Annotated in this window: 24 protein-coding genes; 14 read left to right on the top strand and 10 right to left on the bottom strand. The window is 61.2% G+C overall.

All coding sequences use genetic code 11. The features are described 5' to 3' along the window. The first annotated feature begins 125 nt into the window (after positions 1 to 125). Positions 126 to 755 carry a GPALPP1 family protein gene (locus PH552_RS23445; RefSeq protein WP_113251695.1) on the top strand — a complete coding sequence of 210 codons (630 nt, stop codon included), beginning with the start codon at positions 126 to 128 and terminating at the stop codon, positions 753 to 755. Positions 756 to 792: 37 nt separating this feature from the next. Here PH552_RS23445 and PH552_RS23440 read toward each other — a convergent pair whose 3' ends face one another. Further along, positions 793 to 1251, bottom strand: coding sequence for a nucleoside deaminase (locus PH552_RS23440; protein ID WP_112341093.1), 459 nt, complete (start codon positions 1249 to 1251; stop codon positions 793 to 795). 72 nt (positions 1252 to 1323) lie between these two features. On the opposite strand from PH552_RS23440, the gene PH552_RS23435 reads away from it, so the two are divergent. Genes PH552_RS23435 through PH552_RS23425 form a run of 3 tightly spaced genes read left to right on the top strand, consistent with a single transcriptional unit; the run spans position 1324 to position 4716 of the window. After that, positions 1324 to 3258 (top strand): pseudouridine synthase, encoded by a 1935-nt coding sequence (locus tag PH552_RS23435; RefSeq protein WP_169644597.1) that lies wholly within the window; start codon positions 1324 to 1326, stop codon positions 3256 to 3258. A 6-nt stretch (positions 3259 to 3264) separates the two neighbouring features. Further along, positions 3265 to 3831: a 16S rRNA (guanine(966)-N(2))-methyltransferase RsmD gene (rsmD, locus tag PH552_RS23430; RefSeq protein WP_113251701.1), complete on the top strand. Its 567-nt coding sequence runs from the start codon at positions 3265 to 3267 to the stop codon at positions 3829 to 3831. Positions 3832 to 3849: 18 nt separating this feature from the next. Then, positions 3850 to 4716 carry a patatin-like phospholipase family protein gene (locus tag PH552_RS23425; protein ID WP_112341096.1) on the top strand — a complete coding sequence of 289 codons (867 nt, stop codon included), beginning with the start codon at positions 3850 to 3852 and terminating at the stop codon, positions 4714 to 4716. A gap of 56 nt (positions 4717 to 4772) precedes the next feature. On the opposite strand, the gene PH552_RS23420 is transcribed toward PH552_RS23425, so the two are convergent. Next, positions 4773 to 6593, bottom strand: coding sequence for a monovalent cation:proton antiporter-2 (CPA2) family protein (locus PH552_RS23420; protein ID WP_113251697.1), 1821 nt, complete (start codon positions 6591 to 6593; stop codon positions 4773 to 4775). Between the two features lie 150 nt (positions 6594 to 6743). Here PH552_RS23420 and PH552_RS23415 point away from each other — a divergent pair, with 150 nt between their 5' ends. The 6 genes from PH552_RS23415 (at position 6744) to lpxK (ending at position 12610) form a co-directional block, all read left to right on the top strand. Next, entirely contained in the window at positions 6744 to 8096 is a 1353-nt protein-coding gene (locus tag PH552_RS23415) for a TldD/PmbA family protein (RefSeq protein WP_112341097.1), read from the top strand. A 26-nt stretch (positions 8097 to 8122) separates the two neighbouring features. Continuing rightward, on the top strand, positions 8123 to 8932 hold the full coding sequence (locus tag PH552_RS23410; RefSeq protein ID WP_112341098.1) for a 3'(2'),5'-bisphosphate nucleotidase CysQ: 810 nt from the start codon (positions 8123 to 8125) through the stop codon (positions 8930 to 8932). A 61-nt stretch (positions 8933 to 8993) separates the two neighbouring features. Further along, the gene (locus PH552_RS23405) at positions 8994 to 9239 is read left to right on the top strand and encodes a DUF4170 domain-containing protein (protein WP_112341099.1); all 246 of its coding nucleotides are present in this window, start codon (positions 8994 to 8996) and stop codon (positions 9237 to 9239) included. Between the two features lie 177 nt (positions 9240 to 9416). Next, positions 9417 to 10736, top strand: a complete 1320-nt coding sequence (gene waaA, locus PH552_RS23400) for a lipid IV(A) 3-deoxy-D-manno-octulosonic acid transferase (RefSeq protein WP_112341100.1) — start codon at positions 9417 to 9419, stop codon at positions 10734 to 10736. Positions 10737 to 10748: 12 nt separating this feature from the next. Beyond that, on the top strand, positions 10749 to 11480 hold the full coding sequence (locus tag PH552_RS23395; protein WP_112341101.1) for an HAD family hydrolase: 732 nt from the start codon (positions 10749 to 10751) through the stop codon (positions 11478 to 11480). Positions 11481 to 11563: 83 nt separating this feature from the next. After that, on the top strand, positions 11564 to 12610 hold the full coding sequence (lpxK, locus tag PH552_RS23390; protein ID WP_183763237.1) for a tetraacyldisaccharide 4'-kinase: 1047 nt from the start codon (positions 11564 to 11566) through the stop codon (positions 12608 to 12610). Between the two features lie 26 nt (positions 12611 to 12636). On the opposite strand, the gene PH552_RS23385 is transcribed toward lpxK, so the two are convergent. Continuing rightward, positions 12637 to 12867, bottom strand: a complete 231-nt coding sequence (locus tag PH552_RS23385) for a DUF2093 domain-containing protein (protein WP_069612411.1) — start codon at positions 12865 to 12867, stop codon at positions 12637 to 12639. Positions 12868 to 13074: 207 nt separating this feature from the next. Next, complete coding sequence (gene mutL, locus PH552_RS23380; RefSeq protein ID WP_183763324.1) at positions 13075 to 14907, bottom strand: DNA mismatch repair endonuclease MutL; 1833 nt, start codon at positions 14905 to 14907, stop codon at positions 13075 to 13077. A gap of 342 nt (positions 14908 to 15249) precedes the next feature. Between mutL and PH552_RS23375 the strand changes: the two genes are divergently transcribed. After that, positions 15250 to 16983 (top strand): response regulator, encoded by a 1734-nt coding sequence (locus tag PH552_RS23375; RefSeq protein ID WP_183763240.1) that lies wholly within the window; start codon positions 15250 to 15252, stop codon positions 16981 to 16983. A gap of 126 nt (positions 16984 to 17109) precedes the next feature. Continuing rightward, positions 17110 to 18465: a putative bifunctional diguanylate cyclase/phosphodiesterase gene (locus tag PH552_RS23370; RefSeq protein WP_112341104.1), complete on the top strand. Its 1356-nt coding sequence runs from the start codon at positions 17110 to 17112 to the stop codon at positions 18463 to 18465. Between the two features lie 217 nt (positions 18466 to 18682). On the opposite strand, the gene PH552_RS23365 is transcribed toward PH552_RS23370, so the two are convergent. The 5 genes from PH552_RS23365 to PH552_RS23345 all read right to left on the bottom strand — a co-directional run bounded on the left by PH552_RS23365 (position 18683) and on the right by PH552_RS23345 (position 22936). Next, positions 18683 to 19303: a PRC-barrel domain-containing protein gene (locus tag PH552_RS23365; RefSeq protein ID WP_112341105.1), complete on the bottom strand. Its 621-nt coding sequence runs from the start codon at positions 19301 to 19303 to the stop codon at positions 18683 to 18685. A gap of 354 nt (positions 19304 to 19657) precedes the next feature. After that, positions 19658 to 20545 (bottom strand): SMP-30/gluconolactonase/LRE family protein, encoded by an 888-nt coding sequence (locus tag PH552_RS23360; RefSeq protein WP_112341106.1) that lies wholly within the window; start codon positions 20543 to 20545, stop codon positions 19658 to 19660. Positions 20546 to 20547: 2 nt separating this feature from the next. Continuing rightward, positions 20548 to 21183 carry a 2-dehydro-3-deoxy-6-phosphogalactonate aldolase gene (locus PH552_RS23355; protein WP_112341107.1) on the bottom strand — a complete coding sequence of 212 codons (636 nt, stop codon included), beginning with the start codon at positions 21181 to 21183 and terminating at the stop codon, positions 20548 to 20550. Beyond that, a complete protein-coding gene (locus tag PH552_RS23350) occupies positions 21183 to 22115 on the bottom strand; it encodes a 2-dehydro-3-deoxygalactonokinase (RefSeq protein ID WP_112341108.1) in 933 nt (310 codons plus the stop codon). Before PH552_RS23350 ends, PH552_RS23355 begins: the two co-directional genes overlap by 1 nt. A 23-nt stretch (positions 22116 to 22138) precedes the next feature. Next, positions 22139 to 22936, bottom strand: coding sequence for an SDR family NAD(P)-dependent oxidoreductase (locus PH552_RS23345; RefSeq protein WP_181592297.1), 798 nt, complete (start codon positions 22934 to 22936; stop codon positions 22139 to 22141). Between the two features lie 100 nt (positions 22937 to 23036). On the opposite strand from PH552_RS23345, the gene PH552_RS23340 reads away from it, so the two are divergent. Together PH552_RS23340 and PH552_RS23335 are read left to right on the top strand one after the other, a co-directional pair. Then, positions 23037 to 23846 carry an IclR family transcriptional regulator gene (locus PH552_RS23340; RefSeq protein ID WP_112341110.1) on the top strand — a complete coding sequence of 270 codons (810 nt, stop codon included), beginning with the start codon at positions 23037 to 23039 and terminating at the stop codon, positions 23844 to 23846. 321 nt (positions 23847 to 24167) lie between these two features. Then, entirely contained in the window at positions 24168 to 24908 is a 741-nt protein-coding gene (locus PH552_RS23335; RefSeq protein WP_483315502.1) for a helix-turn-helix transcriptional regulator, read from the top strand. Here the strand turns inward: PH552_RS23335 and PH552_RS23330 are convergent. Further along, positions 24885 to 25049, bottom strand: a complete 165-nt coding sequence (locus tag PH552_RS23330) for a hypothetical protein (RefSeq protein WP_162737087.1) — start codon at positions 25047 to 25049, stop codon at positions 24885 to 24887. The two genes, PH552_RS23335 and PH552_RS23330, sit on opposite strands and share 24 nt — an antisense overlap. Positions 25050 to 25340: the final 291 nt, after the last annotated feature.

Here is a 25340-nt window from a genome sequence, read left to right as displayed (position 1 = left end):
CCGGATGAATTGCCTTTGCGGCGTTCATCCGGTAAAAGCTGCCTGAAAATGGCCCGATTTTTACGGCAGTTGCCGTTCAATGGGGTCCTGTTACGTTTATTCCGGCATGGCTGGGAAGGGTTTTCATGAGAGCGATGCATAAGGTTCGTGTCGGCGTCAGCTTGGCGGCACTTGTGGTTGGCTGTGGCGCGATGTCCGGTTGCCTGAGCAGCCCGACTTATGGCACCGACAAGACCGCCGGCGCGCAGCTCCTGGACGACCTTGGCGATATCGCCTCCGTTTCGGCGGCGACGCCGAAGGACAAGGGCGTGAAATATCCGAACCGTCCTGGTCTGGTTGTTGGTGGCGACAAGGGCACCCTGACCCCGCCGCAGCAGTCTTTGGCGAGCAAGGATAATCCGGCCTGGCTCGAATCGCCGGAAGAGGCGCGCAAACGCCTCGCCGAAGAAGCCGACGAAAAGAAGAACGACGTCAACTATCGTTCGCCGCTCGCCCAGGCCGACAGCAGCAGAAATCGCATGACGGAAGCGCAGCAGACGGCTGCCTATCGCGCCACACGACAGGATCAGGCCGGCACGTATATCGACCAGCGCCGCTATCTGATCGACCCGCCGCAGCAATATCGCCAGGTCGCCGACCAGGCTGCCCTCAACGATCTCGGCACGCCGGAATCCAAGAAGGAAAAGAAGCGCAAGAAGGATGCTGAGGCTGCGCAGCAGACCAACAACAGCAGCTGGTGGAAGCCCTTCCAATAAGAAGTTTTCAAAGCGGCAGCGTCAAAACTGCCGTTTTTCAGTCTTCGGAGCGTTTCGCTTGAAAGAAGCCTCTGAGGATATCTGCGGATGCGGTTTCGCCGAGGCCGGAATAGACCTCCGGCGCATGATGGCAGGTCGGCTGGCGATAGAAGCGCACGCCATTGTCGACGCCCCCGCCTTTCGGATCCTCGGCGCCATAGTAAAGACGACGGATGCGCGCGAACGAGATGGCCGCGGCGCACATGGTGCAGGGTTCCAGCGTGACGTAGAGATCTGCGCCCGCAAGACGTTCCTGGCCCAGCTCCTCGCAGGCCAGGCGGATGGCAGCGATTTCGGCGTGGGCGGTGACGTCGTTGAGCTCGCGGGTGCGGTTGCCGGCTGTGGCGATGACCTTGCCGTCAAGCACGACAACGGCGCCGATCGGCACTTCGCCACGCTCTCCGGCGCGGTGCGCTTCGGCCAAAGCAAGCTCCATGAATTGATTTGTAGCCGCCATTCAAGTTTTTCCACTTAACCGCAAGGGCGTGACCTGATAGGAACACGCGTTAAAAATTCAGGCAAACAACAAATGACGATGAATGACAAGCCCAAGCGGCCTGGGTCTAAACCCTTTGCTGGCGACAAGAAGACGATGAAACGCGATGGCGCGAAGCCTGCGAAGGCAGCAGCCGTCAAGGCCGCAGATGAAACCGTGGCAGGCGATGGAAAGGCCGAGCGCATTTCCAAGGTGATGGCACGCGCCGGCGTGGCTTCGCGCCGCGATATCGAGCGCATGATCCTGGACGGCCGCGTTCGGCTGAACGGCGTGCCGCTGGATACGCCCGTTGTCAACGTGACCCTTGCCGACAAGATCGAGGTCGACGGCGTGCCGATCCGCGGCATCGAGCGCACGCGCCTGTGGCTCTATCACAAGCCCGCCGGCCTGGTGACCACCAATGCCGATCCGGAAGGGCGCCCGACCGTTTTCGACAACCTGCCGGAAGAGCTGCCGCGCGTCCTGTCGATCGGCCGCCTCGATATCAACACCGAAGGTTTGCTGCTTTTGACCAATGACGGTGGTCTGGCCCGCGTTCTGGAGCTGCCGACCACCGGCTGGCTGCGCCGCTATCGCGTCCGCGCGCATGGCGAGATCGATCAGGAAGCGCTCGACAAGCTGAAGGAAGGCATCGCCGTCGATGGCGTGCTCTACGGTTCGATCGACGCGACGCTCGACCGCACGCAAGGCTCCAACGTCTGGATCACCATGGGACTGCGTGAGGGCAAGAACCGCGAAATCAAGAACGTGCTCGGTGCGCTCGGCCTTGAGGTCAACCGCCTGATCCGCATCTCCTACGGCCCGTTCCAGCTCGGCGAATTGCCGGAAGGCCATGTGCTCGAGGTGCGCGGCCGCACGCTGCGCGATCAGCTGGGTCCGCGCCTGGTCGAGGAGGCCAAGGCGAATTTCGATGCCCCGCTGTACAACGCACCGGCCGTTGCCGATGCCGAAGAGACGGATGCCCAATCGGCTCGGACGACCCCGGCCCGCACGGCCAAGGAAGAGCGCCCGCGCCGCGAGCGTCCCGAGGACAAGCGCGAGCGTGCGCTCAGCCGCCTCGATACCAAGCGCGATGCCAAGCGTGACGATCGCCGCGAAGGCGGTCACAAGGATGATGATAGGGCGAAGCGCCAGCCGCTCGGCCCGCGTCGCAGCGCCAATGTCTGGATGGCGCCAGGTGCCCGCCCGCTCGGCGAAAAGGCGGCAGCGAAGGCGGCCAAGAATGCAAGGACTGCTGCAAAGCGCGGCGAGACTGAACGCCCGCAGCGCAGCGGCTTCGACCGTGCGGACGAAGGCCCGCGCGTCCGCATCAATCGCGTCGACGAGGGCGATGGCGAATGGATCCGTTCGAGCGAGGAAGCTCCGCGCAAGTCGCGCGGCGATGATGAGGGCTTTGATCGCAAGCGCTCGCGTGGCGACCGCCCGCAGGGTGATCGCCCGGCCCGTGGGGACCGTCCGTTTGGTGATCGTCCCCGCGGCGATCGGGCATTTAGCGATCGTCCGCGCGGCGAACGCGGTTCTCGGTCGGAGGGTGGCGACCGTCCTCGTGCGAAATCCTTCCAGGGTGAAGCCCGCTCCGAACGGTCCTTCGGAGATCGGCCTGCGCGCGGCGACCGGCCTTTCGGCGACAAGCCCCGTGGCGACCGGCGTCCGCGTGCCGAGGGAGACGAACGTCCGCGCGGCAGGTCTTTCGGCGGCGAGCAGCGGTCGGATCGTCCGCCGCGTGGTGAACGGCCCTTCGGCGAGCGCCCCCAGGGCGAGCGTTCCTTCGGCGATCGGCCGGCCGGCAAGCCCTTCGGCAAGAAGCCCGGCGGCAAATCCTTTGGCGGCAAGCCGGGTGGTAAGCCCGGTGGTTCGCGCGGCTTTGGCGGCAAGCCGGGTGGCGCAGGCCGTCCCTCGGGCGGTCCGCGCGGTGGCTCCGGTCGAGGTGGCCCCGGCAGGGGCGGCCCCAAGGGCGGCAGGGGCTGACGCGTGGTGAGGATCGTCGGCGGTGAGTTTCGCGGGCGCTCGCTTGCAACGCCGAAGTCGAACGATATTCGTCCGACGGCGGATCGCACGCGCGAAAGCCTGTTCAACATCCTGAGCCACGCCTATCCGGAAGCCATCGACGGCACCCGGATGATGGACGTCTTTGCCGGCACCGGTGCCGTCGGGCTGGAGGCAGCCTCGCGCGGCTGCCGCCATGTGCTCTTCGTGGAAAGCAGCGTCGAAGGCAGGGGCCTTCTCTGGGAAAATATCGATGCTCTAGGCCTGCACGGCCGCACGCGCATGCTGCGCCGCGACGCGACCGATCTCGGCAGCGTCGGCAATCTCGAACCCTTCGATTTTCTCTTCGCCGACCCGCCATACGGCAAGGGGCTGGGCGAGAAGGCTTTCGCGGCGGCCGCCGCCGGTGGCTGGCTGGTGCCGGGCGCTCTGGCGATCCTCGAGGAGCGCGCCGATGTCACAGTTGCCGCGCCGTCGGATTTCCTGTTTCTGGAGGAACGGACCTTCGGCGACAGCAAGATGCATTTCTTCCGTTATCAGCCGAGGATGGCGTAACGGGGGAAGGAGAAAGACATGGGCGATTATGCTGATTTCGTCGGCAGCGATTACCCGGTTGCCGCTTCCGGTACGCCGAGCGTCGCAGTCGCCTTCGGCTGCGGCGGTGCGCGGGGTCTCGCCCATATTCATATCATCGAGGCGCTGGACGAGCTTGGTATCCGCCCCGTCGCCATAGCAGGCTCCTCCATCGGCTCGATCATGGGCGCGGCCATGGCCGTCGGCATGAGCGGTGCTGAGATCCGCGATTATACCCTGGCAACCGTCGGCAATCGCCCGGCCGTTCTCAACAAGATCTGGAGCCTGCGGCCGGTCAGCATGCGCAGCATCCGCTTCGGTCAGTTCAATCTCGAACGCATTCTGCGCACCTTTCTGCCGCCGGCCATTCCGGAAAGCTTTTCCGAGCTGCATGTCCCGCTGAAGGTGATCACGACCGATTATTACGACCAGGCGGAGGTCGTCATCGAGAAGGGCGAACTCTTCCCCGTGCTTGCCGCCTCTGCCGCCATTCCCGCCGTGTTCATGCCGGTCAAGCTCGGGGACCGCGTGATGATCGACGGCGGCATCATGAACCCGGTTCCTTACGAGCATCTCGCCGGACTTGCCGATATCATCATCGGCATCGACGTCGTCGGCGGCCCGGAGGGCGGCGGCCGGCATATTCCGAACCGCATCGAAAGCCTGTTCGGCGCAGGCCAGCTCACCATGCAGTCCAACATTGCCTTGAAGCTGCGTCTGCAGGCACCGCAGATCTTCCTGCGCCCCACCGTCGGCCGCACCGGCGTCCTCGACTTCCTGAAGGCACGCGATATCCTCGCCATGTCGGCCGGCGTCAAGGACGAGCTGAAATTCGCGCTCGACCGGGTGATGACGGCGAAGAGCTAGCATTCAGGCAGAAGCGCGGGATGCGGCTTGAGCCAGAAATCGAGAGGCGAAGGTGTCTAAACCCGCTCCGGCTCCTCCTGCGGCAAGGCGACGAGATCGTCGGCATCGCTGTAGGTGTCGGCCGAGCGCTTCGGTTTCACCAGCGGCTCCGGCTTGACCGGGCGGGAATAGAGCATATCGGTGCCTGCCTGCAGTCCTTCGCTGACCTGCAGCACCAGCCGTTGTTCGTCGCGCTTACGAATATCCTCGCCGATCTCATAGGCTTCCGTTTCGCTGACGCCGAGCGCTTCCAGGGTACGGCGGCCGAAGAGCAGGCCGGATTCCAGTGTCTCGCGCAGCTCGTAATCCACGCCCTTGTGCCGCAGCTCGATCGAGTGAATACGGTCATAGGAGCGGACGAATAGGCGCGCATGCGGGTAATCCGTCTGTACGAGCTCGACGATCTTGTTGGTAATCTCGCGCTGATGCGTGCTGACGACGACGATCTTGGCGCGGTCGATGCCTGCGGAGCGCAGCACGTCCTTGCGGGTTCCGTCGCCGAAATAGATGCGGAAGCCGAAGCTCGATGCTTGGCGGATGCGATCGGCGGAAAAATCGATCACCGTCACGTCGCGGCCGCCGGCAAGCAGTATCTGCGCGGCAATCTGGCCGAAACGCGAAAAGCCGATCATCAGCACGTCGGAACCGGCGCCTTCGAAATCCTCGTCCAGTTCCTCCTGCGTGTCGCCTTTCATCAGCCAATTCGAAAGCGCCGCCGTGAGCGGGGTCAGCGCCATCGACAGCGTGACGATGGCGATCAGCATCGAGGCCGTATTGGCCGAGAAGAGACCGCCGCTGGCGCTGGCGGCGCTGAAGAGCACGAAGCCGAATTCACCGCCTTGCGGCAGCAGGCCGGCGATGCGGACGGCATCATTGTGCGGCGAGCCCGTCACGCGGCAGAGCGCATAGATCACGATCGCCTTGATGATCATCATGACCGGCACGGCGAGCAGGATCAGCATCCAGTTATCGAGGATGACCTCAAGTTTCAGCGACAGGCCGACGGCGATGAAGAAGATAGCGAGCAGCACGCCGCGGAAGGGCTCGATATCCGCTTCCAGCTCGTGACGATAAGAGGATTCCGCGAGCATCACGCCGGAGAGAAAGGCGCCCATTGCCATCGAGAGGCCGGCAAGCTGCATCAGCGTCGCCGATCCCATGACGACGAGGAGAGCGGCGGCAATCATCGCTTCGCGTGCGCCGGTGCGCGCGATCACCTGGAAGAGCGGCGTCAGCAGATAGCGGCCGGCGATGACCATGGCCGCTACCGCCCCGATGGCGATCGCAAGATCCGGGAGCGGATTGGTTGTTTCCTTCGGCCCGTCGAGGACGGTGATGAGCGCCAGCAGCGGCACGATGGCAAGATCCTGCAGCAGCAGCATGGAGAAGGAACGCTGCCCGTATTTCGTATTGACGTCACCCTGCTGTTCCAGGATCTGCATGGCAAAGGCGGTCGAGGAGAGCGCCAAGCCGAAGCCGATAATGATGCTGCCCTTCCATCCGGCAATGCCGCCGAAAAAGGCGGCGAGCATCAGGGCGAGACCGCTCAAAATCACCTGCGCCGAGCCGAGACCGAAAATATCCCGCCGCATCTGCCAAAGGCGCGAGGGTTTCAATTCCAGGCCGATGATGAACAACAGAAAGACGACGCCCAGCTCTGCCACGGCAAGCACGGCTTCACTGTCGCCGATGCCGTGCAGGACAGGGCCGATCACCACACCGGCAGCCAGATAGCCAAGCACTGTCCCCAATCCGAGTTTTTTGAAGATCGGCGCAGTAACGACGGCGCCTCCGAGCAGCATCAGGGTTTCGGTGAAGAGGCTATTGGCGGCGGACATCGTCTGTTTCTTTCTATGGGGCAGGCGGTGTTGCGACACATGGTCGTGATAAACGACCATGCGTGAAGGGATTAGAACAAGAATCGGCTTTGCCGCCCTTGATGCTTCATGTAGTGCACAATAAATGGAACGCGAAGGAAAGGCCAAGTCATGACCTCTGAAATCGATTCCGCCACTCTGCTTTCCCGCGCCAGCCAGTTGATCGATCTTGCCCGGAAAGCCGGTGCGGATGCCGCTGATGCCGTCGTGGTGCGATCGAGAGCCCATTCCGTCAGCGTCCGCCTCGGCAAGGTCGAGGGCACGGAGTCTTCCGAGAGCGACGATTTCTCGCTGAGGGTCTTCGTCGGCAATCGCGTGGCCAGCGTTTCCGCCAATCCCGGCTTCGATCTCGACGCTCTCGCCGAACGCGCGGTCGCCATGGCCAAGGTTTCGCCGGAAGATCCCTTTGCCTGCCTCGCCGATGAGGCGGATCTCGCCAAGAGCTACCTTGATCTCGAACTGTTCGACTCGACCGAGGTTTCCACCGGGCAGCTGCGTGAAGCGGCCCTTGCGACCGAAGCGGCCGCACTTGCCGTTCCCGGCGTCACCAACTCCTCCGGCGCCGGCGCTTCGGCCGGCATGGGCGGGCTCGTGCTCGTCACCTCGCATGGCTTTTCTGGCCACTATATGGGCTCGCGCTTCGGGCGCTCCGTCAGCGTCATTGCCGGCGAAGGCACCGGCATGGAGCGCGACTATGATTTCGACAGCCGCCTCTATTTTGCGGAGCTGGATGCGGCCGAGGAAATCGGCCGCCGCGCTGGCGAACGCGTCGTCAAGCGGCTCAATCCGCGCCAGGTTCCGACGGGCAAGAACGTCACCGTCGTTTTCGATCCGCGCGTCGCCCGCGGCTTCGTCGGCCACATTGCCGGCGCGATCAACGGTGCTTCCGTCGCCCGCAAGACCAGCTTCCTGCGCGACAAGATGGGCCAGCAGGTGCTGAAATCAGGCCTCTCGATCACGGACGATCCGCTGATCGTGCGTGGCCCATCCTCGCGTCCCTTCGACGGCGAGGGTGTGTCCGGCAAGCGGCTCGTCATGATCGAGGACGGCGTGCTGCAGTCCTGGTTCCTGTCCACGGCGACGGCGCGGGAAATCGGCGGCGGCCTTAAGACCAACGGTCGCGGCGTGCGCGGCGGCACATCCGTATCGCCCGCGTCCACCAACCTGGCGCTGGAACCGGGCGATATTTCGCCGGAAGAACTGATCCGCAGTGTCGGAACGGGCTTCTATGTGACCGAGCTGATCGGCCAGGGCGTCAACATGATAACAGGCGAATACAGCCGAGGCGCGACAGGCTTCTGGATCGAGAACGGCGAATTGACCTTCCCCGTTTCGGAGGTGACGATCGCCTCCAATTTGAAGGACATGTTCATGCGTGTGACGCCGGCGAGCGATATCGATCGCGATTTCGGTGTCGCCGCTCCGACGCTTGCGATCGAAGGCATGACGCTGGCTGGCCGCTGAAAAAGAGCGGAGATTGGAATTTGTGAATGATCGATAGCCAGAAGGCCGGCCGTTTGAGCGATGTGGACCTGCTCGTGGGTGCAGCGCTCGAGGCGGGCAAGATCGCTCTCGGTTTCTTCCGGCAATCGCCGGAGGTCTGGTGGAAGAACAACGGCCAGTCCCCGGTCAGCGCTGCCGATTTTGCCGCCAATGAGAGCCTCGCCGCCACCCTGCGCTCGGCGCGGCCGGATTATGGCTGGCTTTCCGAGGAAACCGATGACGATGCCGCGCGGCTGAAGCACGCGACCGTTTTCGTCGTCGATCCGATCGACGGAACCCGCGGCTTTCTCTCAGGCTTGGATCTTTGGTGTGTCAGCGTTGCCGTCGTCACCGATGGCCGGCCCGTCGCCGGCGTTCTTTATGCGCCGGCGCTGGACGAGCTGTTCGTGGCAACCGCCGATGGGCCGGCTTTGAAGAACGGCGAGCCGATCCACGTTTCCGAGAGGATCGGTGACGAAGTCCATCGTCTGGCGACCGGCGAGGATATGCTGAAGGGCGTCGATCCGGATTTCCGCAAGACGGTCGAGCGGGTGAAGCACGTTCCCTCGCTTGCCTATCGCCTCGCCATGGTGGCGGACGGCCGCCTCGAAGGAACCATCGTCAAGCGCAACTCGCATGACTGGGATCTGGCGGCCGCCGATCTCATTCTGCAGCGGGCCGGTGGCGCTCTCGTGGATCTCTCGGGCAACGTCCTGCGCTACAATCGCGCCGAGGTATCGCATGACGAACTTTGCGGGGCATCGGCATCGCAATTGCCGGAGTTTCTCCGTCAGCTCTCGCACCGACGAGACGGTTGACCTTTCGGGCAAAATCCCTCAGATGAAGAGCGGAGGGGGACGATAGTAGAAAGAGACGAAAATGACTGATACCAGCGGCAAGAAGCAGCTCCTGCACCTAGTCTTCGGCGGTGAACTGGAAAACCTCGAAGACGTTCAATTCCGCAATCTCAACGAGCTCGATATCGTCGGCATGTATCCCGACTATGCGAGTGCGCTGACGGCATGGAAATCCAAGGCGCAGCAGACTGTCGACAACGCTCATATGCGTTATTTCATCGTCCATCTGCATCGCTTGCTCGATCCTCAGGAAAAAGCGGCATCCTGAGGCCGCATCAGCGAAATTGCATTTGATATCTCCAGTCGGTGAGGCGTTCTCGCTTTAAATCCGGCCATGAAGCAGTATCCTTGACACAATAAGAACGAAAATTCGGCTGCTTATTCGGCCGTCTGACAATCGGGATTTGGCATAGATGATGATCAGCTGGGATAGGAGGCGATCGAAATGAGTAGCCTCAGGGCGCGTCTTGCCTTGAGCGCCTATCGTTTTGGCGGGATCGCGGTTTATCCGTTCATCGGGCCTTATCTTGCCGTTCGCGCGGCGAAGGGCAAGGAGGAGGGTTCCCGCAAACTGGAGCGTTCCGGTTATGCGAGCGCCAATCGTCCACAAGGGCCGTTGATCTGGTTCCACGCGGCAAGTGTCGGCGAGACATCTGCCGTCATTCCGCTGATCCGTGAAATCCGTCGCCGCGACATTCACGTCATCCTGACGACGGGCACGATCACTTCGGCCAAGGTCGCACATCAGCGCCTAGGTGAAGAGGTCATTCATCAATACGTGCCGCTCGATCTCAAGCCTGCCATCAAGCGCTTCCTCGAATACTGGCAGCCCGATTGCGCTATTTTCGCCGAATCCGAGATCTGGCCGACGACCATCACGGAGCTCGGCCGCAGACGCATTCCGCAGATCCTCGTCAATGCCCGCATGTCGGATCGCTCCTTTGCCCGCTGGAGCCGCCATCCTACGCTTGCCGAGGCGCTGTTCGAAAACTTGGCCCTGGTCGTGGCCCAGTCGGATCTCGACGCAGAACGCTTCCGTGATCTCGGTGCCGTGCAGGTGATCAGGTCGGGCAATCTCAAGGTGGACACGGACGCGCCGTCCTACGATGCGCCGACGCTTGCCGGCTACATGAAGCAGGTCGGCGACCGCAAGACATGGGCTGCGGTCTCTACTTTCGACGGTGAGGAAAGTGCCGCGGCATCCGTCCATAAGATGCTGAAGGAGCACAACGGCCAGCTCACCATCATCGTGCCGCGTCATCCGGAGCGCTGCGACGCGATCGAGGCTATGCTCGTTGAACAGGGCCTGAAGGTGGCGCGTCGCACCCGCAACGATATTCTCTCGCCGGATGTCGACGTCTTCCTTGGCGATACGATCGGCGAGATGGGGCTTTACCTGCGGATGACGGAAGTGGCCTTCATGGGCAAATCGCTGTTCAACGAGGGTGGCCAGAATCCGCTCGAGCCGGCCATGCTCGGCTGCGCGATCCTGACGGGCGGCCATGTCCAGAATTTCCGCGACTCCTATCAGTTGCTCGCCCGCCGCGGCAGCGCCCGTATGGTACGCGATACCGAGATGCTGGCGCGCGGCGTGCATTATTTGCTCACCAACGACACGGCGCGACGCAGCATGATCGATGCCGGCTTCGCAGCCGTGCATGAAATGCGTGGTGCACTGGCAGCAACGGTGAAAGGGCTGGAGCCCTATATCAATCCGCTTTCAGTGAAGGCGCGACTGATGCCGAAGACGATGGCGAACGGTTAAGAAGGCAAGGGCATGACGGCGGTCAAGCTAGGAGCGATTGCGGGCATTCTTTTCGACAAGGACGGCACGCTGCTCGATTATGATCAGAGCTGGCTGCCGGTCAATCGCGAGCTCGCCAGGATTGCCGCTCAGGACGATCCCATTCTCGCCGATCATCTTCTCTCCGCCTGCGGCATGGATCCGATCACCGGCCACATCGTTCCGGACAGCCTGCTTGCGGCAGGTAATACCCGACAGATTTCGGAGGGGCTGGTGGCCGCCGGCTCGAAAGTGGATGTCGCGGAATTGGTGGAGAAACTCGATGCGCTTTTTGCGCATGCGGCCGATTTCTCCTCGCCCGTCACCGATCTTTCGGCCTTTTTCCGGCGGCTGCATGAGCGCGGTTACAAGCTCGGCGTTGCCTCCAGCGACAATGAGCGCTCCATCCGCCAGACGGCGCGCCGCTTCGGCTTCATCGATTATCTCGATTACATCGCCGGCTATGACAGCGGCTTCGGCACCAAACCGGAGCCGGGCATGGTGCTCGGCTTCTATGCGGCAACCGGTCTTTCGCCGGCACAGGTCGCCGTCGTCGGCGACAACAATCACGACCTTCATATGGGCCGCAACGCCGGCGTCGGCCTGACCGTCGGCGTGCTGACGGGCACCGGCTCGCGCGAGACGCTGACGGGGGCATCGGACTATTGCCTCAACGACATTACCGAGCTGGAAGGCCTGCTCATGCCCGCGGCGCAATCGGCCTGATCGTGGCAATGGCTTGCTTTTTCACGCAATCTGCCTTTTCTTGCGGTTCGTCGCAGGCACAAGAATAGGGCTGGATTAGACGCATGGTATCGGAAGCCCCACCTTTCTGGTGGCGAAAGCCGGATTGGCGTGCTTGGGGGCTCTCACCCTTTTCCTTCCTGTATGGCCGTATCGCCGGGCATCGCATGGTGAATGGCAAACGCGCCTCCGTGCCGGTGCCTGTTATCTGCGTCGGTAATTTCACGGTCGGCGGCGCCGGCAAGACGCCGACGGCGCTTGCGCTTGCCCAGGCTGCCAAAGCCAAGGGGCTGAAGCCAGGGTTCCTCAGCCGCGGCTATGGCGGTTCGCTCGACGTCACCACGATCGTCGATCCCTCGCATCATCATGCCACGGCCGTTGGCGACGAGCCGCTGCTGCTTGCCCGTGAGGCGCTGACGGTCATTGCCCGTCGCCGGGCCGATGGCGCGGAAAGGTTGGTGCGGGAGGGCGCCGACCTCATCATCATGGATGATGGTTTCCAAAGCGCGCAGCTTGCGATCGACTACGCGCTGGTCGTGATCGATGCCGGCAGAGGCATCGGCAACGGCCATCTCGTTCCAGGCGGCCCTGTGCGTGCGCCGCTGCGCACACAGCTTCTTTATGCATCCGCTCTCTTGAAGGTGGGTGAGGGCACTGCCGCCGATCGCATCGTTCGCCTGGCGGCGAGGGCAGGGAAGCCCTTCTTTTCCGCAAGCGTCAGGGTGCGTGGGCAGGAGGATTTGCGCGGCCGCAAGGTGCTTGCCTTCGCCGGCATTGCCGATCCGGCCAAGTTCTTCCGCACGGTCGAGACGCTGGGGGCCGACATCGTAATCGCGCGCAGCTTCGGCGATCATGAACATCCCGGTGAAGACGATGTCTCCGACATGCTCGACATAGCCTCGCGCGAAGGGTTGGAAATCGTCACGACATCGAAGGACTATGTGCGCCTGATCGGCCATCATGGGCGCGCCGACGAATTGCTGCAGCGCTGCAGGGTAGTCGAGATCGACATGGTCTTTGCCGATCCGCAGGCGCCGGCTCTGATTATCGACAGGGCCATTGCAGCCGCCCGCGAGCGTCGACTGCGGGAAAAGCGCGGCAAAACGGCTTAAAACTAGATCAGCTGCTCAGCGAGAAATCAGCGCTTCTGATTGGGCAGCGCGCCGGCGCGCTTTTCGGCTTCGAGCGAGGTGATGACGTCGGCATAGGGCTCCTGGCGGGCAACGCTCCAATAGCGCAGTTCATCGAGCGCGATATGTTTGCCGGTCATGGCGCAGACGACATAGGAGCCAGGCATCAGGATTTGGAAATCGCCGTCGAGATAGCGAACTTTCGCCTCGCGGTTTCCATGTCCTTCGAAAAGATTCATCTGACGCCGTCCTTGATCTCTGTCATCTGTTTGCCATACCGCACTACAGCGCCGCCCGTCAAATATGACGCGTAAAGGTCGCTGCAGCACTTTAAATCTGCTGCATAATTCTATCCCCAAATCGACTTCGACATAACGATAAAATTATGCAGCGGGGGAGACTTTTCCAGAGCATTCCCCGGAAAGTTCCTTTCGAAACGGCTGCCGTCAGCTGCGCCCGAAGAGCCGCTCGATGTCCGAAAGCTTCAGCTCGATATAGGTCGGCCGTCCGTGATTGCACTGCCCGGACCCGGGCGTGGCCTCCATTTGCCGTAAAAGCGCATTCATTTCTTCCGGTCGCAAGCGCCGGCCCGAGCGCACCGAACCGTGGCAGGCCATGGTCGCGGCCACATATTCCAGCTTGGCGGCAAGGCCAGAGGCGGTATCCCATTCGGCGATCTCATCGGCCAACTGCCGGACCAGGCCCTGTGCGTCGACCTCGCCCAGCATGGCCGGCGTTTCCCTTACGGCGACTGCTCCTGGCCCGAAGCGTTCGATGGCGAGCCCCAGCTCGCCGAGTTCCTCGGCAAACACCATCAGCCGGTCGCAATCCTCCTCGGGCAAGTCGACGATTTCGGGAATGAGCAGCACCTGCGAGGACAGCCGCTTCGAATGCAAGGCCTTGCGCATGGCCTCGAACACCAGCCGCTCATGAGCTGCATGCTGATCGACGATCACAAGCCCGTTCTCCGTCTGGGCGACGATATAGTTCTCGTGCAGCTGCGCGCGGGCGGCACCCAGCGGAAAGCGCGCCGGCTCCTCGGTTCGCATTGGTTCCACCGGGGGCGCCACTTCGGCGCGCGCGGTGGGCATGGCAAGTCCCTCGAAGGCGGCCTGCGGTCTTTCGGCAAATCCGTAGCCTGCCGTTGCCGCCGCTCTTTCGTAGGGACGGGACGGTGACGTTTCGGCCGCCCAAGGGGCCGGAGCTGGCGAGGGTCGCCAACCCGGCTGGAAGCCGGAACGACCGGCGGTGAAGGCGCGCAGCATGCCGTCCGCGCCGGTCGTAGCCGCGCGGTCGCCCTCGCGCGCCAGAGCTTCTCGAACGGCACCGACGATCAGGCCGCGCACCAGCCCCGGATCGCGGAAGCGCACGTCGGATTTCGCCGGATGCACGTTGACGTCGACCAGCGCCGGATCGAGCGTCAGCGAAAGCACGGCGATGGGATAGCGTCCGGCGGGGATGGTTTCGGCATAGGCGCCGCGGATCGCCGAAAGGATCAGCTTGTCCTGCACCGGCCGGCCGTTGACGAAGGCATATTGATGGGCGGAGTTGCCGCGGTTGAAGGTCGGCACGCCGGCAAATCCGGTCAGGCTTACATCCTCGCGCTCGGCGTCGAGCGCGATGGCATTGTCCTTGAATTCGGCGCCGAGTACCTGCGCCATGCGGGCGAGATGATCATCGCCGGTCGCCGGAAATTCCAGCGTCGAGCGGTCGCTGCCCGACAGCACGAAACGGACGCGCGGAAAGGCAATCGCCATGCGCTTGACGACCTCGGTGATCGCGGCCGCCTCCGCCTTCTCGGTTTTCAGGAATTTCAGGCGCGCCGGCGTCGCAAAGAACAGATCGCGCACCTCGACGATCGTGCCGGGATTGGCGGCCGCCGGGCGCAGATACAGAACCTTGCCGCCGGCAACCGCGATCTCCGCGCCGCCAGTTGCACCCATCCTGCGGCTCGCGATCGAAAGCTTCGCCACGGAACCGATGGAAGGCAGGGCTTCGCCGCGGAAACCGAGGGTGCGGATATCGTCGAGCGTTTCGGATATCTTCGAGGTGCAATGACGGCGGACAGCAAGTTCCAGATCCGCCTCTTCCATGCCGGAGCCGTTGTCCGTCACACGCAGCAGCGCCTTGCCGCCGCCGGCAGTCGCGATCTCGATGCGCGTGGCGCCAGCGTCCAGAGCGTTTTCGATCAGCTCCTTGGCAGCACTTGCCGGGCGTTCGATCACTTCACCGGCGGCGATCTGGTTGATCAATGTTTCGGAGAGTTGCTTGATGGCCATGGCGTCATTGTCGTGGATTCGCGGCGGCGTGGAAAGAGGAAAGGCGATCGGCCCGCCTTCTTTCACCGTTTCCGCCTCTGGGGCTTTGTTAAGAAATTTAATCAATGCTTAAGGGAATGATGACAGGTTGTAGGAGAGAAGCTTGAAATGACTACAGGTGGCGCGCTTCGTGCGTGCCGACGGCTCTTGATGGCAGGTTGGTGGCCGTCAACTTTCATGAGCCAGGCGCCATCTGCTTCAAGTACACAGGCCAGCATGCAACTTTTCAAACATCCCTTTATCGAGCAGGCCACCCGTCGGTTTGCCCTGCTGTAAAACTGGTTGAGCGTAGGAATCGGACGAATGACTGCCGAGATTGACAAGGCAGCCCTGGCAAAGGCGACTGCGGATGCGTCCTTTGGCGGCAATCTGCAGGCGATGTTCTTCGATGCTTTCTGTGACGGTCTTTCCAGCGCGTTCTTTGCCTATGACAAGAACGATCTGCTGCTGTTCGCCAGCCGCCAGGTTCTGAATTTCTTCCCGATCCAACCGGAATACCTGCGGCCGTCGACGCGATTGCGCGACTTTCTCGGTGCCGTCTTCGACACGGGCATGCGGCCTCTGGCAAATCAGGCCAAGACGGCCGCCAACCGCGATAGCTGGATATCGCAGCGCATTGCCTCGCACTGGCGGGAACGCTTCGAGACGACGGAGCATTTCACCGATGACCGTTGGGTGCGCATCAGCAAGCGGCGGCTGTCTTCCGGCATCGGCTTCTGCATCATCTCCGACGTCTCCGACGTCAAGAAGCGCGAAGAGCAATGGCGCGTCGACATGGAGCGCGTGCAGCTGACCGAGGATATTCTCGATAACCTGCCATTCCCGGTATTCGTCAAGGACGAAAACCTCGTCTATGTCGCGGTCAACAGGGCGTTCTGCGAAAAATACCAGACGGCGGCCGATGAGGTGCGGGGTCGCAAGAGCATCGATCTCTTTTCCACGGATCTTGCCAATCGCTTCCACGAGAGCGACCGGCATGTGATCGAGACCGGCGAGATGTCGATCTCGCGGCAGCGCCAGATTGCCCGCGACGGCATCGAGCGCGATATCGTGACGCGCAAGCAGCGTATCGGCAAATCCGGCCGCTATTTCCTTGTCTGCACCATGCAGGATCTGCCCAAGGATGGTGGCGATTTCGACGAATTCGCGCTTGCCTCGCATATCCGGGAAAACAGCGACCGCTCCTATCGGCGTGCCTATGTCCCCATGGCCGCGTTGCAGACCATTTCGCGCCGTCCTGCCGCCATGGAGACCTTCGTTCCGGAAAGTTTCAGCGGCCGCAAGGTTCTCGTCGTTACGCCTGACTTTGCTGCAGAAACGGCGGCGTTGAAGACACTCGAGAAATACGGTTTCGAGGCTTGCGTCGTTCATAATGAGAACGAAGAGGCGGCGTTTCTGGACGTGGCGAGTGCGCACGGCGTCAAGATCGATCTGGTCATCGTCGACAACCAGCTGGGCAAGCGCGGCATCGAGCTGGCCGAACGGCAGAACCTTGCCGCTCTGTCGTTGGATGGTTCGCAGCTTGCCACGGAACTTGCCTTTCTGATCGCTCGCCATGTCAACCGCAATATCCGCGGCGAGCCCGGGGATGTTACGGAAGCGGGGCTCTTGCCGGAATGGCGTCGCACGGCCGGTGACGATCGTCGCGCACAGATCCTCGTCGCCGAAGATAACGACATCAATCAGATCGTCTTCTCTCAGATCCTGGAAGGTTTGGGATATAGCTATGTGATCGCTGCAAGCGGCGACGAGGCGGTGCGGTTGTGGCAGGAGCATCGCCCGGAGCTGATCCTGATGGATATTTCGCTGCCCGGCCTGAATGGCTTCGAGGCCGCAAGGCTGATCCGCAATGCGGAGAATGGGGCCGGCTCCCATACGCCGATCGTCGGTGTGCTGACGCAGGCCTTCGAGCGCGACCGCAAGGAGTGTGGGAATGCCGGCATGGACGATGTCATCCTGAAACCGGTCAGTCCCGACATCATCGAGATGGTGTTCCAGAAGTATATGCGCAGTCTCCACAAGGCGCAAAATAGATAGATGTTACAAGGAGATCGTCGGTGACGACAACTTATCGCCGGCATTGAATCACCGTCCTCCCGCTATTCTTTGTTAAGACTTCGCCGTCATGCTTTTTAGAGGGTGGAGAAAACGTCGGGACCGCATATGAAATCGGCTGAAACGCTGCCAGGGCCAGTCAGTCAGGAGCCACAGGCAATCGCTTATACCGATCCGCTCACCGGATTGGGCAATCGACATCGTATGCGCGAACGCACGCGCTCGATTTCGCTCGAGCGGGCCAGCGATCCGGCACCCTTCACCATCGGCATCGTCAATCTGGATGCCTTCAAGCCGATCAACGACCTGTTTGGGGTCGAAGCCGGCGACGAAATTCTCTGCCAGGTCGCGCATCGCCTCAAGGCCTGCATTCCCGATGGAGCGACGGTGACGCGCCATGACGGCGACGAATTCGCCTTTGTTCTTCCCTTGGTTTTCGAGCGCGTCGGAGCCGAGAAGTTCGGGCAGATGATCCGCGAGGTGCTTTCGGCACCCTATGATCTCGGCGATCGCAATGTCAGGCTTTCCGCCTCTTTCGGCTTCGCCATCCATCCTTTCGCCGGAGAGGAATTCGACGACCTCCTGAAGAATGCGGAAACTGCGCTTTACCGTTCCAAGCGTCGCGGCCGCGGGCAGATCACCGTCTATTCCAGAGAAATCGCTCAGGAAATGAAGCGCGCGACCCAGCTTGAGCAGGCGCTGCGCAATGCCATCATTTCGGATGCCATCGATGTGCATTTCCAGCCAATCGTTTCACTCGCCAACAACATGGTTGTCGGCTTCGAGGCACTCGCTCGCTGGAACGATCGGGACCTCGGCTTCGTCTCCCCGGCTGTCTTCGTGCCGCTCGCCGAGGAGCGCGGCTTCATCGATGCCTTGTCCGAAACGCTTCTGCGGAAGGCGGCAGAGGCGGCGCTTTCCTGGCCGCGCGAGCTTTTCCTGTCCTTCAATTTGTCTTCGGCGCAATTGATGGATCCCGGGACCAGCAGCAGCATCCTTGCCATCCTTGCGCGCGCCGGCCTCGATCCACATCGCCTCGAGCTTGAAATCACCGAAACGGCGGTCATGAGTTCGGCCGACACGGCGCAACGCATCATAGCCGATCTCCGCGCCGCGGGTGCGCGCATCTCGCTCGATGACTTCGGCACCGGTCAATCCAGCCTCGGGCGCTTGCGCGAATTCATCTTCGACAAGGTTAAGATAGACCGCGCCTTCGTCTCTCGCATGAATTCGGATCGGGTGTCCGAACATATCATCAAGGCGGTGCTGGCCATGTGTGAGGGGCTCGAACTGCGCGTGGTGGCGGAAGGCATCGAGGAATATGCAGAAGCGGCGAAACTGAAGGCGCTGGGCTGTGCCATGGGGCAGGGCTATTATTTCGGCAAGCCGGCCGACAGCGCCGCGACCCTGCGTTATCTGCAAAGCCACTATTTGGAACTCAGCAACGAACGCGAGATCGCCTGAAGCGCAACGCGATCTTTCAGATTCACTTCCCGCGCTTCAGGCCTTTGATCTTGGGCATGTCATTGTCGCAAAACCGCTGCACACTTTTGCGCGGTATGCTTGAAGCCAAGTTCACGAAAGGTGCGCAGCGGCTTTTCGTTCCGGAAAACAAAGAAAGCGGCGGCCGGGGAAGGGCCGCCGCTTCTGCATTTCGCCTGACCGTTATTTTATTTGAGCATTATTTGTTGGTGGTCGACGAAGTCGTAGTGTTGTCCGTCGCCGGCATTGTCGACGTACCCGCCGAGCTTGCCGCCTTGTCGGAAGCCTGCATTGCCAGCGTCTTGAATTCCGGCGCGGCCTTCAGCGAGTCGGCCGTTTCGGTCGTCGTGAGCTTGACCGTGCCGTCCTGCGGATTCTGCGTCGCATTGATCTTGTCGAACGGTACGGCGACGTTCTTCTGGCCGATGCCAAGGAAGCCGCCGACGCCGACGATCGCGGCGACAACACCGCCCTGCTTCTGCAGGATCAGGTCGTTGATGCTACCGATGCTTTCGTTCTGACCATTATAGACCGACTGGCCCATATAGGTCTTGGCACTGATCTGATCAGCCGACTGTGTGGTCAGGTAGCCGCTGGCCTGTTGAGTGCCAGTCGGAGCGGGCGCCTGAGCCTTGGTCTCCGGCGTCGAACTATCCGGCTTTGCGGCGTCCGGCGTTGCAGGGGCCGATTGCGTCACCGGCGCGTTGCCGGTACCGCCGTTCGACGGTTGCTGCGCCTGAGCGTACGCCATCGGCGAAAGCACCGAGGCGGTGGCAAAGATTGCGCCTGCAGCGACAGAAGTGAAGAGTTTCCCAGTCATCGTGAACCTACCTTTCATTCTGATGGGCATGCTTTATCGGATGCGCATGCTTACCAGCGCGAGTGGAACCTCCGTTTACCGACATTCATCGTGTCGGTTATAAAGGCAAATGGTTCACTGAGGTTTTGGTTCCGTCAAAAGTTGCAGAAGTCGGTGGCCTGCAAGTTGAAAATGAAGGGAACCGAACATGAAAACAATAGGTTGCCGTTTCAAAAAACAACCTGAGGGACTGGCTGAACTAGAAAAGAGATCGATACGGATTCAGATTTTTTGCAAACCAGTGGAAGCTGATAGGGTGTCGATCGTCAAAGCAAATCCCTCTTCAAGTACGGAGCGCCTGAAGAGGGATTTCAATCACAGTTTGTATTTCGGGTCGAAGACGCCCTTCACGGTCGGGCCGAGTTCCAGGAGCGCGCCGGCCTGGGGTTGCATGGAACGGGCTTCGTCGTCCAATCCTTCCCAGGCGGTCGTCACTGCCAGCCGGTCGGCATTCTTGCCGATAAAGGCCGGGCAGGAAGGTTGCATGGCGGGAACGCGATAACGTTCGATGCGCAGGCCGTCCGGGCTGTATTTATCGACGAAACCGGAGCCCCAGCGCGCGTTCCAGATATAGCCATCGGCGTCACAGACCGAGCCGTCGAGCCCGCCCGGATCTTCCATGCTGTCGACCATGACGATCGGCTCGCCCGTCGGAAGCCCCGTCTCCGGGTCGACGAGAACACGCATGAGCTGGCTGACACGCGTGTCGGTGAAATAGCCGATCGTGCCGTCGGGCGAAAAGCAGATGGAGTTCGGAATGCTGATCTGATCGAAGATCTTGGTGACCTTGCCGCCGGCGACATGATAGATGGCGCCCGCCTGCATCTCCGCGCGCTTGCCCATGGTGCCGATCCAGAGCGACCCGGAAATATGCGTGCGCCCGTCATTGGAGCGGTTCTCCGGCTTGTCGGCCTCGATGGCCGCATAAAAACTCAGCTCGCCGGTCGCGATGTTGCGAAGGAAGAGGCCCTGTTCCGTGGCGATCATCTGCCGTTCCGCATCGACGCGGGCCAGCACGCTTGCCATCATCGGCAGCTGGTGAACCTGTTTCTTGCCCGTCGGCAGGTGCAATTCGTGCAGTTCCTTGCCGAGAATATTGAACCACCAGACGGTGTCCGTGTCGGGGTCGTAAGTCGGGCCTTCCCCCAGGACGGAGGACGTGTTGCAGAGAATATTGCCCTGAAAATCATGGATATCGGTCATAGTCAGGCTCCTATGGCTGCATCATAGGCATAGATGGTGGCCTTGGCGCGTTCGGCAACCTCTGCCGCGGTCATTCCAGGCTTGTAAAGGCTGGTGCCGAGACCGAAAGCCAGAATGCCTGCCTTGGTGTAATCGGCAAAATTCTTGTCCGAAACGCCGCCGACCGCGGCGATGACGAGTTCCGGCGGCAGGACCGCGCGGATGGCGGTGATACCGGAGGCACCCAGCACGCCGGCAGGGAAGAATTTAAGGCCGGTGGCACCGGCGCGGGCGGCGGAAAGTGCCTCCGTTGCGGTGAATACGCCGGGCATCGTTACCATGCCCTTGTCGCGGGCACGGCTGATGACCGCAGGCTCGACATTCGGCGTGACGAGCAGCTTGCCGCCGGCGCTGTCCAATCGGTCGACATCCTCGACCGTCAGCACCGTGCCCGCGCCGATAAGGCAACCGGCGGGCGCCATCTTGGCCGCGGTTTCGATGGACCGGAAAGGCTCCGGCGAATTCAGCGGAATTTCGATTGCCCCGAAACCGGTCTCGATCAACGCACCGACGATATCGGCCGTTTCTTCCGGCTTGATGCCGCGAAGAATGGCAATGAGCGGACGTTTCATGGGCGGGAAGGGGATGCGGGTGGTCATCAGCTTTTGCTTTCTTTTTTGAACCATATCGCTTCGGCTGCGGCGGAAAGGCCGCGACGGACGGCGGCGTCGGCGTCGATGGTCTTGTAGGTGAGAGATAGGGCGCGGAACGCATCCTCATAGAGAGCCTGCAGGCGGCCGGAAGCGACAAGCGTAATCGCCGCGTTCTGCGCGGCTGACGCAAGCGCACCGGCAATTTCCGCTCCGATCAGGGTTCCTGATATCAGCGCCTGCGCACCGGTTGCGGTCAGTCCGTGCAAAAGCTGGCCCGAACGCGCGGTGAACAACAGGTTGGTCGCAAGGGCAGGTTTGTCGAACGCCGTCCTGAGGGCCGTCTCGAATGCCTTTGTATCGGCAGGCTGATCCGCCGCGCCGGCAACGGCATGCGACAGTATGCTATGCTTGGTAATGACGTCGAAGAGCTCGCCGGTCATGAAGGTGGAGAAGCCCGTCACCTGGCCATCAAGCACGCGCACCCATTTCGAATGCGTTCCCGGCATGCAGACGAGCTGTTCGCCCCTCACATCGGCGGCGATCGTGCCGAGCAGCTGCGTTTCCTCGCCGCGCATGACGTCGGGTGCCTGCCGGCTGCGCTGCGCAAGGCCCGGCAGGATGCGGATGTCGCGGGATTGCCCGGGCACGGAAACGGCGCCGGTGAGGATCGCGGCAAGCGATGCCGGCGTGTCGATATATCCGGCCTCCACCCAGCCTTGGCGCGCTCCGGCCATGCCGCAGACGAGGACGGGTATGGTGTCCGGTGCGGACACTGCGTCCAAGTGGACCTGCAGGACCTTGGCAAAGCCCGCCTGGGCCGCCGTGGTCATGCCTTCGCCGCTCCGGCGCTCTGCCAGAATGCTTCCGTCGTCGCCGATCAGCCACAGACGGAAACTGCTGGTACCCCAGTCCACCGCGACATATGCGGGCTTGGTCATGAGAAATGCTCCAAAGTCTTTCGTTAGTAGATGCCGCCATCGACGGTGATGGCTTGTCCGGTCATGCCGCCCGAGCAGTCGGACGCCAGGAAAAGCACCGGTCCCACCAGATCGTCGGCGCTCAGCACGCGCTTGAGGCATTGCCGATCGATCGTCTCCGCCATTCCCTCTTCCGTCAGCCAGAGGTCGAGCTGCCGCTTGGTCACGACCATTCCGGGCAGGACGGCATTGACCCGAACGTTCTCAGGGCCGAAGCGCCCGGCAAAGCTCTTGGTCAGCCCGAGGATGCCGGACTTCGCTGCGGCGTAGGAAGACAGCTGCGGCGGACTGGTCTTGAAGACGATCGAGGAAAAATTGATGATTGCGCCGCCGCCGGCGGCCCGCATGCCGGGGACCGCCGCCTGCGAGACGAAGAAGACCTGTTTAAGGTTGATCGCCTGGTTGTTGTCCCAATATTCCTCGGTCGTTGTGTCGATATCGTGCCGATCGTCCCAGGCTGCGTTGTTGACGAGGACGCGGATTGGGCCGAGATCGGATTCGACCGCCGCGACCGTGCTTTTGATAGCGCCGACATCGCGCAGGTCGGCATGATAGAAGATGACAGGATGGGCGGATTCCGTCGAAAGCTTGGCAGCCAGCGCCCTGCTCGGTTCCTCCGCAACGTCGATGAAGGCAACCTTCGCACTTTGCTTGGCGAAACCCTCTACAAGTGCCGCACCGATGCCGGAGCCGCCGCCGGTGACGAGTACGGTTCGATCCTTCAGATCGGGAAATTGCGCGTGCGTTTCAACCAAGATCTCTCCTCCGAGATGGATTATCATGTTCCATATAGTGGAACAAAATTTGACTATATGGAATTATCGGATTACCCTTCCATCGTGTCAAGGATAACGCTGCAGTGCCAGCGATAAATGGAAGGGCATGGATCTGAATACAGAAGGCGTGAAAGCGAATGGCCGCCGCGACCGGGAAACCGGAACGCTTGGGAAACTCGTCGCGCTGCTCGATCTCGTTGCGCTTGCCGATGGCCCCATGCGCTTTACCGATATTCTTTCGCTGTCAGATCAGCCGCGCGGCACGCTGCATCGCCAATTGTCGCATCTCGTCGAGGAGGGGCTTCTGGAGGTCGATCGCGGCGGTCGATATCTCATCGGTCTCAGACTTTTGACGCTTGCCTCGCGCAGCTGGGCGCGCAACGAATTTCGCTCTGTTGCCGAGCCGCATTTGCAACGCCTGCACGACGTCACCTGCGAAACTGTGCATCTCGGCGTTCTGCATGGGGCGGAGGTCATCTATCTCGACAAGGTGGAGGGACGGCAGTCCATTCGCATGTATTCGCAGATCGGCAATGCCTCGCCGGCCTATTGTACCGGCGTCGGCAAGGCGGCGCTTTCCGCGCTCGACGATGCCGATCTTGCAATCCGGATCGCCGGTATCGGATTTCATCCCTATACGGAGCAGACGCTTCGCAATGCCGGAGAGCTGCTCTCGGATATTTCCGAGGTCAGGCGGCGCGGCTATGCGTTCGATCTCGAGGAACACGAAAGGGGCATATGCTGCGTTGCCGCGCCGATCCGCTCGGATGATGGTCATATGCTGGCCGGTATCTCGGTCACCGGACCGGCCTATCGCGTCACGCCGCAGAGCTTGCAGGCATGGGCGCCCCTCGTTGTGGCGGCAGCTGATTCGATCATGATGGATATGCGCAATCGCATGGGCCCGAAACGCTAGTTCCGCAAATTCTCGGCCCGGCCGTTACGGTCTTATCAATTTTAATGCTGGCAATGCCGGACTTTAGCCAAATTGCCCGTTAATCTTGAATTTTACTGTTGAGATATGCGTAAGAGCTGCCATTATCCGTGAATGATTGCTGGAGTCATCGAGGATTTGGCCAGATTATGACCGGACGACATAGTAACGATCGTTGAAGCTGCCACGAATTTCGAAAACTTATATTTCGGCGGGTGCCAGATATCGGCGCCGGTGCGTTAATCGCTGGGGGGCAAGATACGGAAATTCCGTATTTTTTTCCTCTTTTACTAAAGAAGACTGATGATGGCGGCATTGGTACAGGCGGGAACACCCCCTCGTGGCGAGGATTATATCGAGGAAATCGGCAGGCTGAAGACTCAGTTTGATGTGTTCCGTTTCATGAAGGGGCTGACCGAGGCCTATCGCTGCCGTGCTTTCATGGTACTCAATTTACCGCCGATTACCTCTTTCGAACTTCAGAGCAATTCGGTGATCAACAATTGGCCGGCTGAACTACTGTCGATTTACGATCAGGAAGGGCTGCTGCCGACCAGCCCCGCATTGATGCGCTTGCGCAACTCCACACTTCCCTTTGTCTATGAGGTGGTGGCGGGCCCCGATCGCGATGCCGGCAAATCGCAGCTCGTCGTCACCTTGTTCGAGCGTTTTCGCATGACGCGTTTCCTTTACCTGCCGACCCACGATGCCTCCGGTCTTCGGGGTGCAGTCTCCCTGGCGGGTGATCGCGATCTCTTTTCATCCGAGGAGATCAAGGATCTTTCCTACATTGCCATCCATGTCTTCGATCGGCTCGCTGAGATCCGCAATCTCGACGTTCGCGTCGTTGACGCCCTTACCGATCGTGAGATCGACTGCCTGATTTGGACGGCGGCGGGAAAGACGAGTGCGGAAATAGCCGAAATCCTGTCTCTATCCGAACATACGGTCAATCATTACCTCAACCGGGCTACCAAGAAGCTCGACACTGTCAACCGCACGCAGGCCGTTGCCAAGGCCCTACGTGTCGGTCTGATCAAGTAATCCTTGTGCGTTCGCGGAGATGCCGCCGTCAGTTTTAAGTGCGGGCAGGACGCGGCCTATTGACCGCAATTCGGGCAGTTCCTGAATGAATTTTGTGCGTTGCGAATAAAATATGACGAGGAACATCGGCGCATCGGTCATGTCAAGTCCATCAGTTCCTCGCCAAGCCACTGAAATAGTGCGATTTTTTTAACTCCGCGAAAACTGGCATGCTTCCTGCTTGTTAAATGGCAGAGGTCCAGAGGGGACTTTGATAACAGCGCCGATGAAACGGGCGCGGATCAAACGACCGTCGCCGATGCTGTTGCCATAGCTTCCCAGGCAAAGGGTGTCGGCGGCGGTTGTTGCCTATTTGGCACGCTCACAAAGATCGAAGCCGCCGATGAGGCGATTTTTCCCACCTTGCCCTATTCCTTCCAAGCGATTGCTCTA

Origin of the sequence: Rhizobium aureum (genome assembly GCF_030182495.1) — a bacterium.
GTDB classification, from domain to species: domain Bacteria; phylum Pseudomonadota; class Alphaproteobacteria; order Rhizobiales; family Rhizobiaceae; genus Rhizobium; species Rhizobium tropici_C.
Note: the sequence above shows the minus strand (reverse complement) of the source record. Positions and strands in the feature narration are given on the sequence as shown.

Bases quoted from the DNA above. Each gene is read 5' to 3' on its own strand.
- PH552_RS23445 (WP_113251695.1), top strand. From the start codon at position 126: ATGAGAGCGATGCATAAGGTTCGTGTCGGCGTCAGCTTGGCGGCACTT.
- PH552_RS23440 (WP_112341093.1), bottom strand. From the start codon at position 1,251: ATGGCGGCTACAAATCAATTCATGGAGCTTGCTTTGGCCGAAGCGCAC.
- PH552_RS23435 (WP_169644597.1), top strand. From the start codon at position 1,324: ATGACGATGAATGACAAGCCCAAGCGGCCTGGGTCTAAACCCTTTGCT.
- PH552_RS23425 (WP_112341096.1), top strand. From the start codon at position 3,850: ATGGGCGATTATGCTGATTTCGTCGGCAGCGATTACCCGGTTGCCGCT.
- PH552_RS23420 (WP_113251697.1), bottom strand. From the start codon at position 6,593: ATGTCCGCCGCCAATAGCCTCTTCACCGAAACCCTGATGCTGCTCGGA.
- PH552_RS23415 (WP_112341097.1), top strand. From the start codon at position 6,744: ATGACCTCTGAAATCGATTCCGCCACTCTGCTTTCCCGCGCCAGCCAG.
- PH552_RS23410 (WP_112341098.1), top strand. From the start codon at position 8,123: ATGATCGATAGCCAGAAGGCCGGCCGTTTGAGCGATGTGGACCTGCTC.
- PH552_RS23405 (WP_112341099.1), top strand. From the start codon at position 8,994: ATGACTGATACCAGCGGCAAGAAGCAGCTCCTGCACCTAGTCTTCGGC.
- waaA (WP_112341100.1), top strand. From the start codon at position 9,417: ATGAGTAGCCTCAGGGCGCGTCTTGCCTTGAGCGCCTATCGTTTTGGC.
- PH552_RS23395 (WP_112341101.1), top strand. From the start codon at position 10,749: ATGACGGCGGTCAAGCTAGGAGCGATTGCGGGCATTCTTTTCGACAAG.
- lpxK (WP_183763237.1), top strand. From the start codon at position 11,564: ATGGTATCGGAAGCCCCACCTTTCTGGTGGCGAAAGCCGGATTGGCGT.
- PH552_RS23385 (WP_069612411.1), bottom strand. From the start codon at position 12,867: ATGAATCTTTTCGAAGGACATGGAAACCGCGAGGCGAAAGTTCGCTAT.
- mutL (WP_183763324.1), bottom strand. From the start codon at position 14,907: ATGGCCATCAAGCAACTCTCCGAAACATTGATCAACCAGATCGCCGCC.
- PH552_RS23375 (WP_183763240.1), top strand. From the start codon at position 15,250: ATGACTGCCGAGATTGACAAGGCAGCCCTGGCAAAGGCGACTGCGGAT.
- PH552_RS23370 (WP_112341104.1), top strand. From the start codon at position 17,110: ATGAAATCGGCTGAAACGCTGCCAGGGCCAGTCAGTCAGGAGCCACAG.
- PH552_RS23365 (WP_112341105.1), bottom strand. From the start codon at position 19,303: ATGACTGGGAAACTCTTCACTTCTGTCGCTGCAGGCGCAATCTTTGCC.
- PH552_RS23360 (WP_112341106.1), bottom strand. From the start codon at position 20,545: ATGACCGATATCCATGATTTTCAGGGCAATATTCTCTGCAACACGTCC.
- PH552_RS23355 (WP_112341107.1), bottom strand. From the start codon at position 21,183: ATGACCACCCGCATCCCCTTCCCGCCCATGAAACGTCCGCTCATTGCC.
- PH552_RS23350 (WP_112341108.1), bottom strand. From the start codon at position 22,115: ATGACCAAGCCCGCATATGTCGCGGTGGACTGGGGTACCAGCAGTTTC.
- PH552_RS23345 (WP_181592297.1), bottom strand. From the start codon at position 22,936: ATGATAATCCATCTCGGAGGAGAGATCTTGGTTGAAACGCACGCGCAA.
- PH552_RS23340 (WP_112341110.1), top strand. From the start codon at position 23,037: ATGGATCTGAATACAGAAGGCGTGAAAGCGAATGGCCGCCGCGACCGG.
- PH552_RS23335 (WP_483315502.1), top strand. From the start codon at position 24,168: ATGATGGCGGCATTGGTACAGGCGGGAACACCCCCTCGTGGCGAGGAT.
- PH552_RS23330 (WP_162737087.1), bottom strand. From the start codon at position 25,049: ATGACCGATGCGCCGATGTTCCTCGTCATATTTTATTCGCAACGCACA.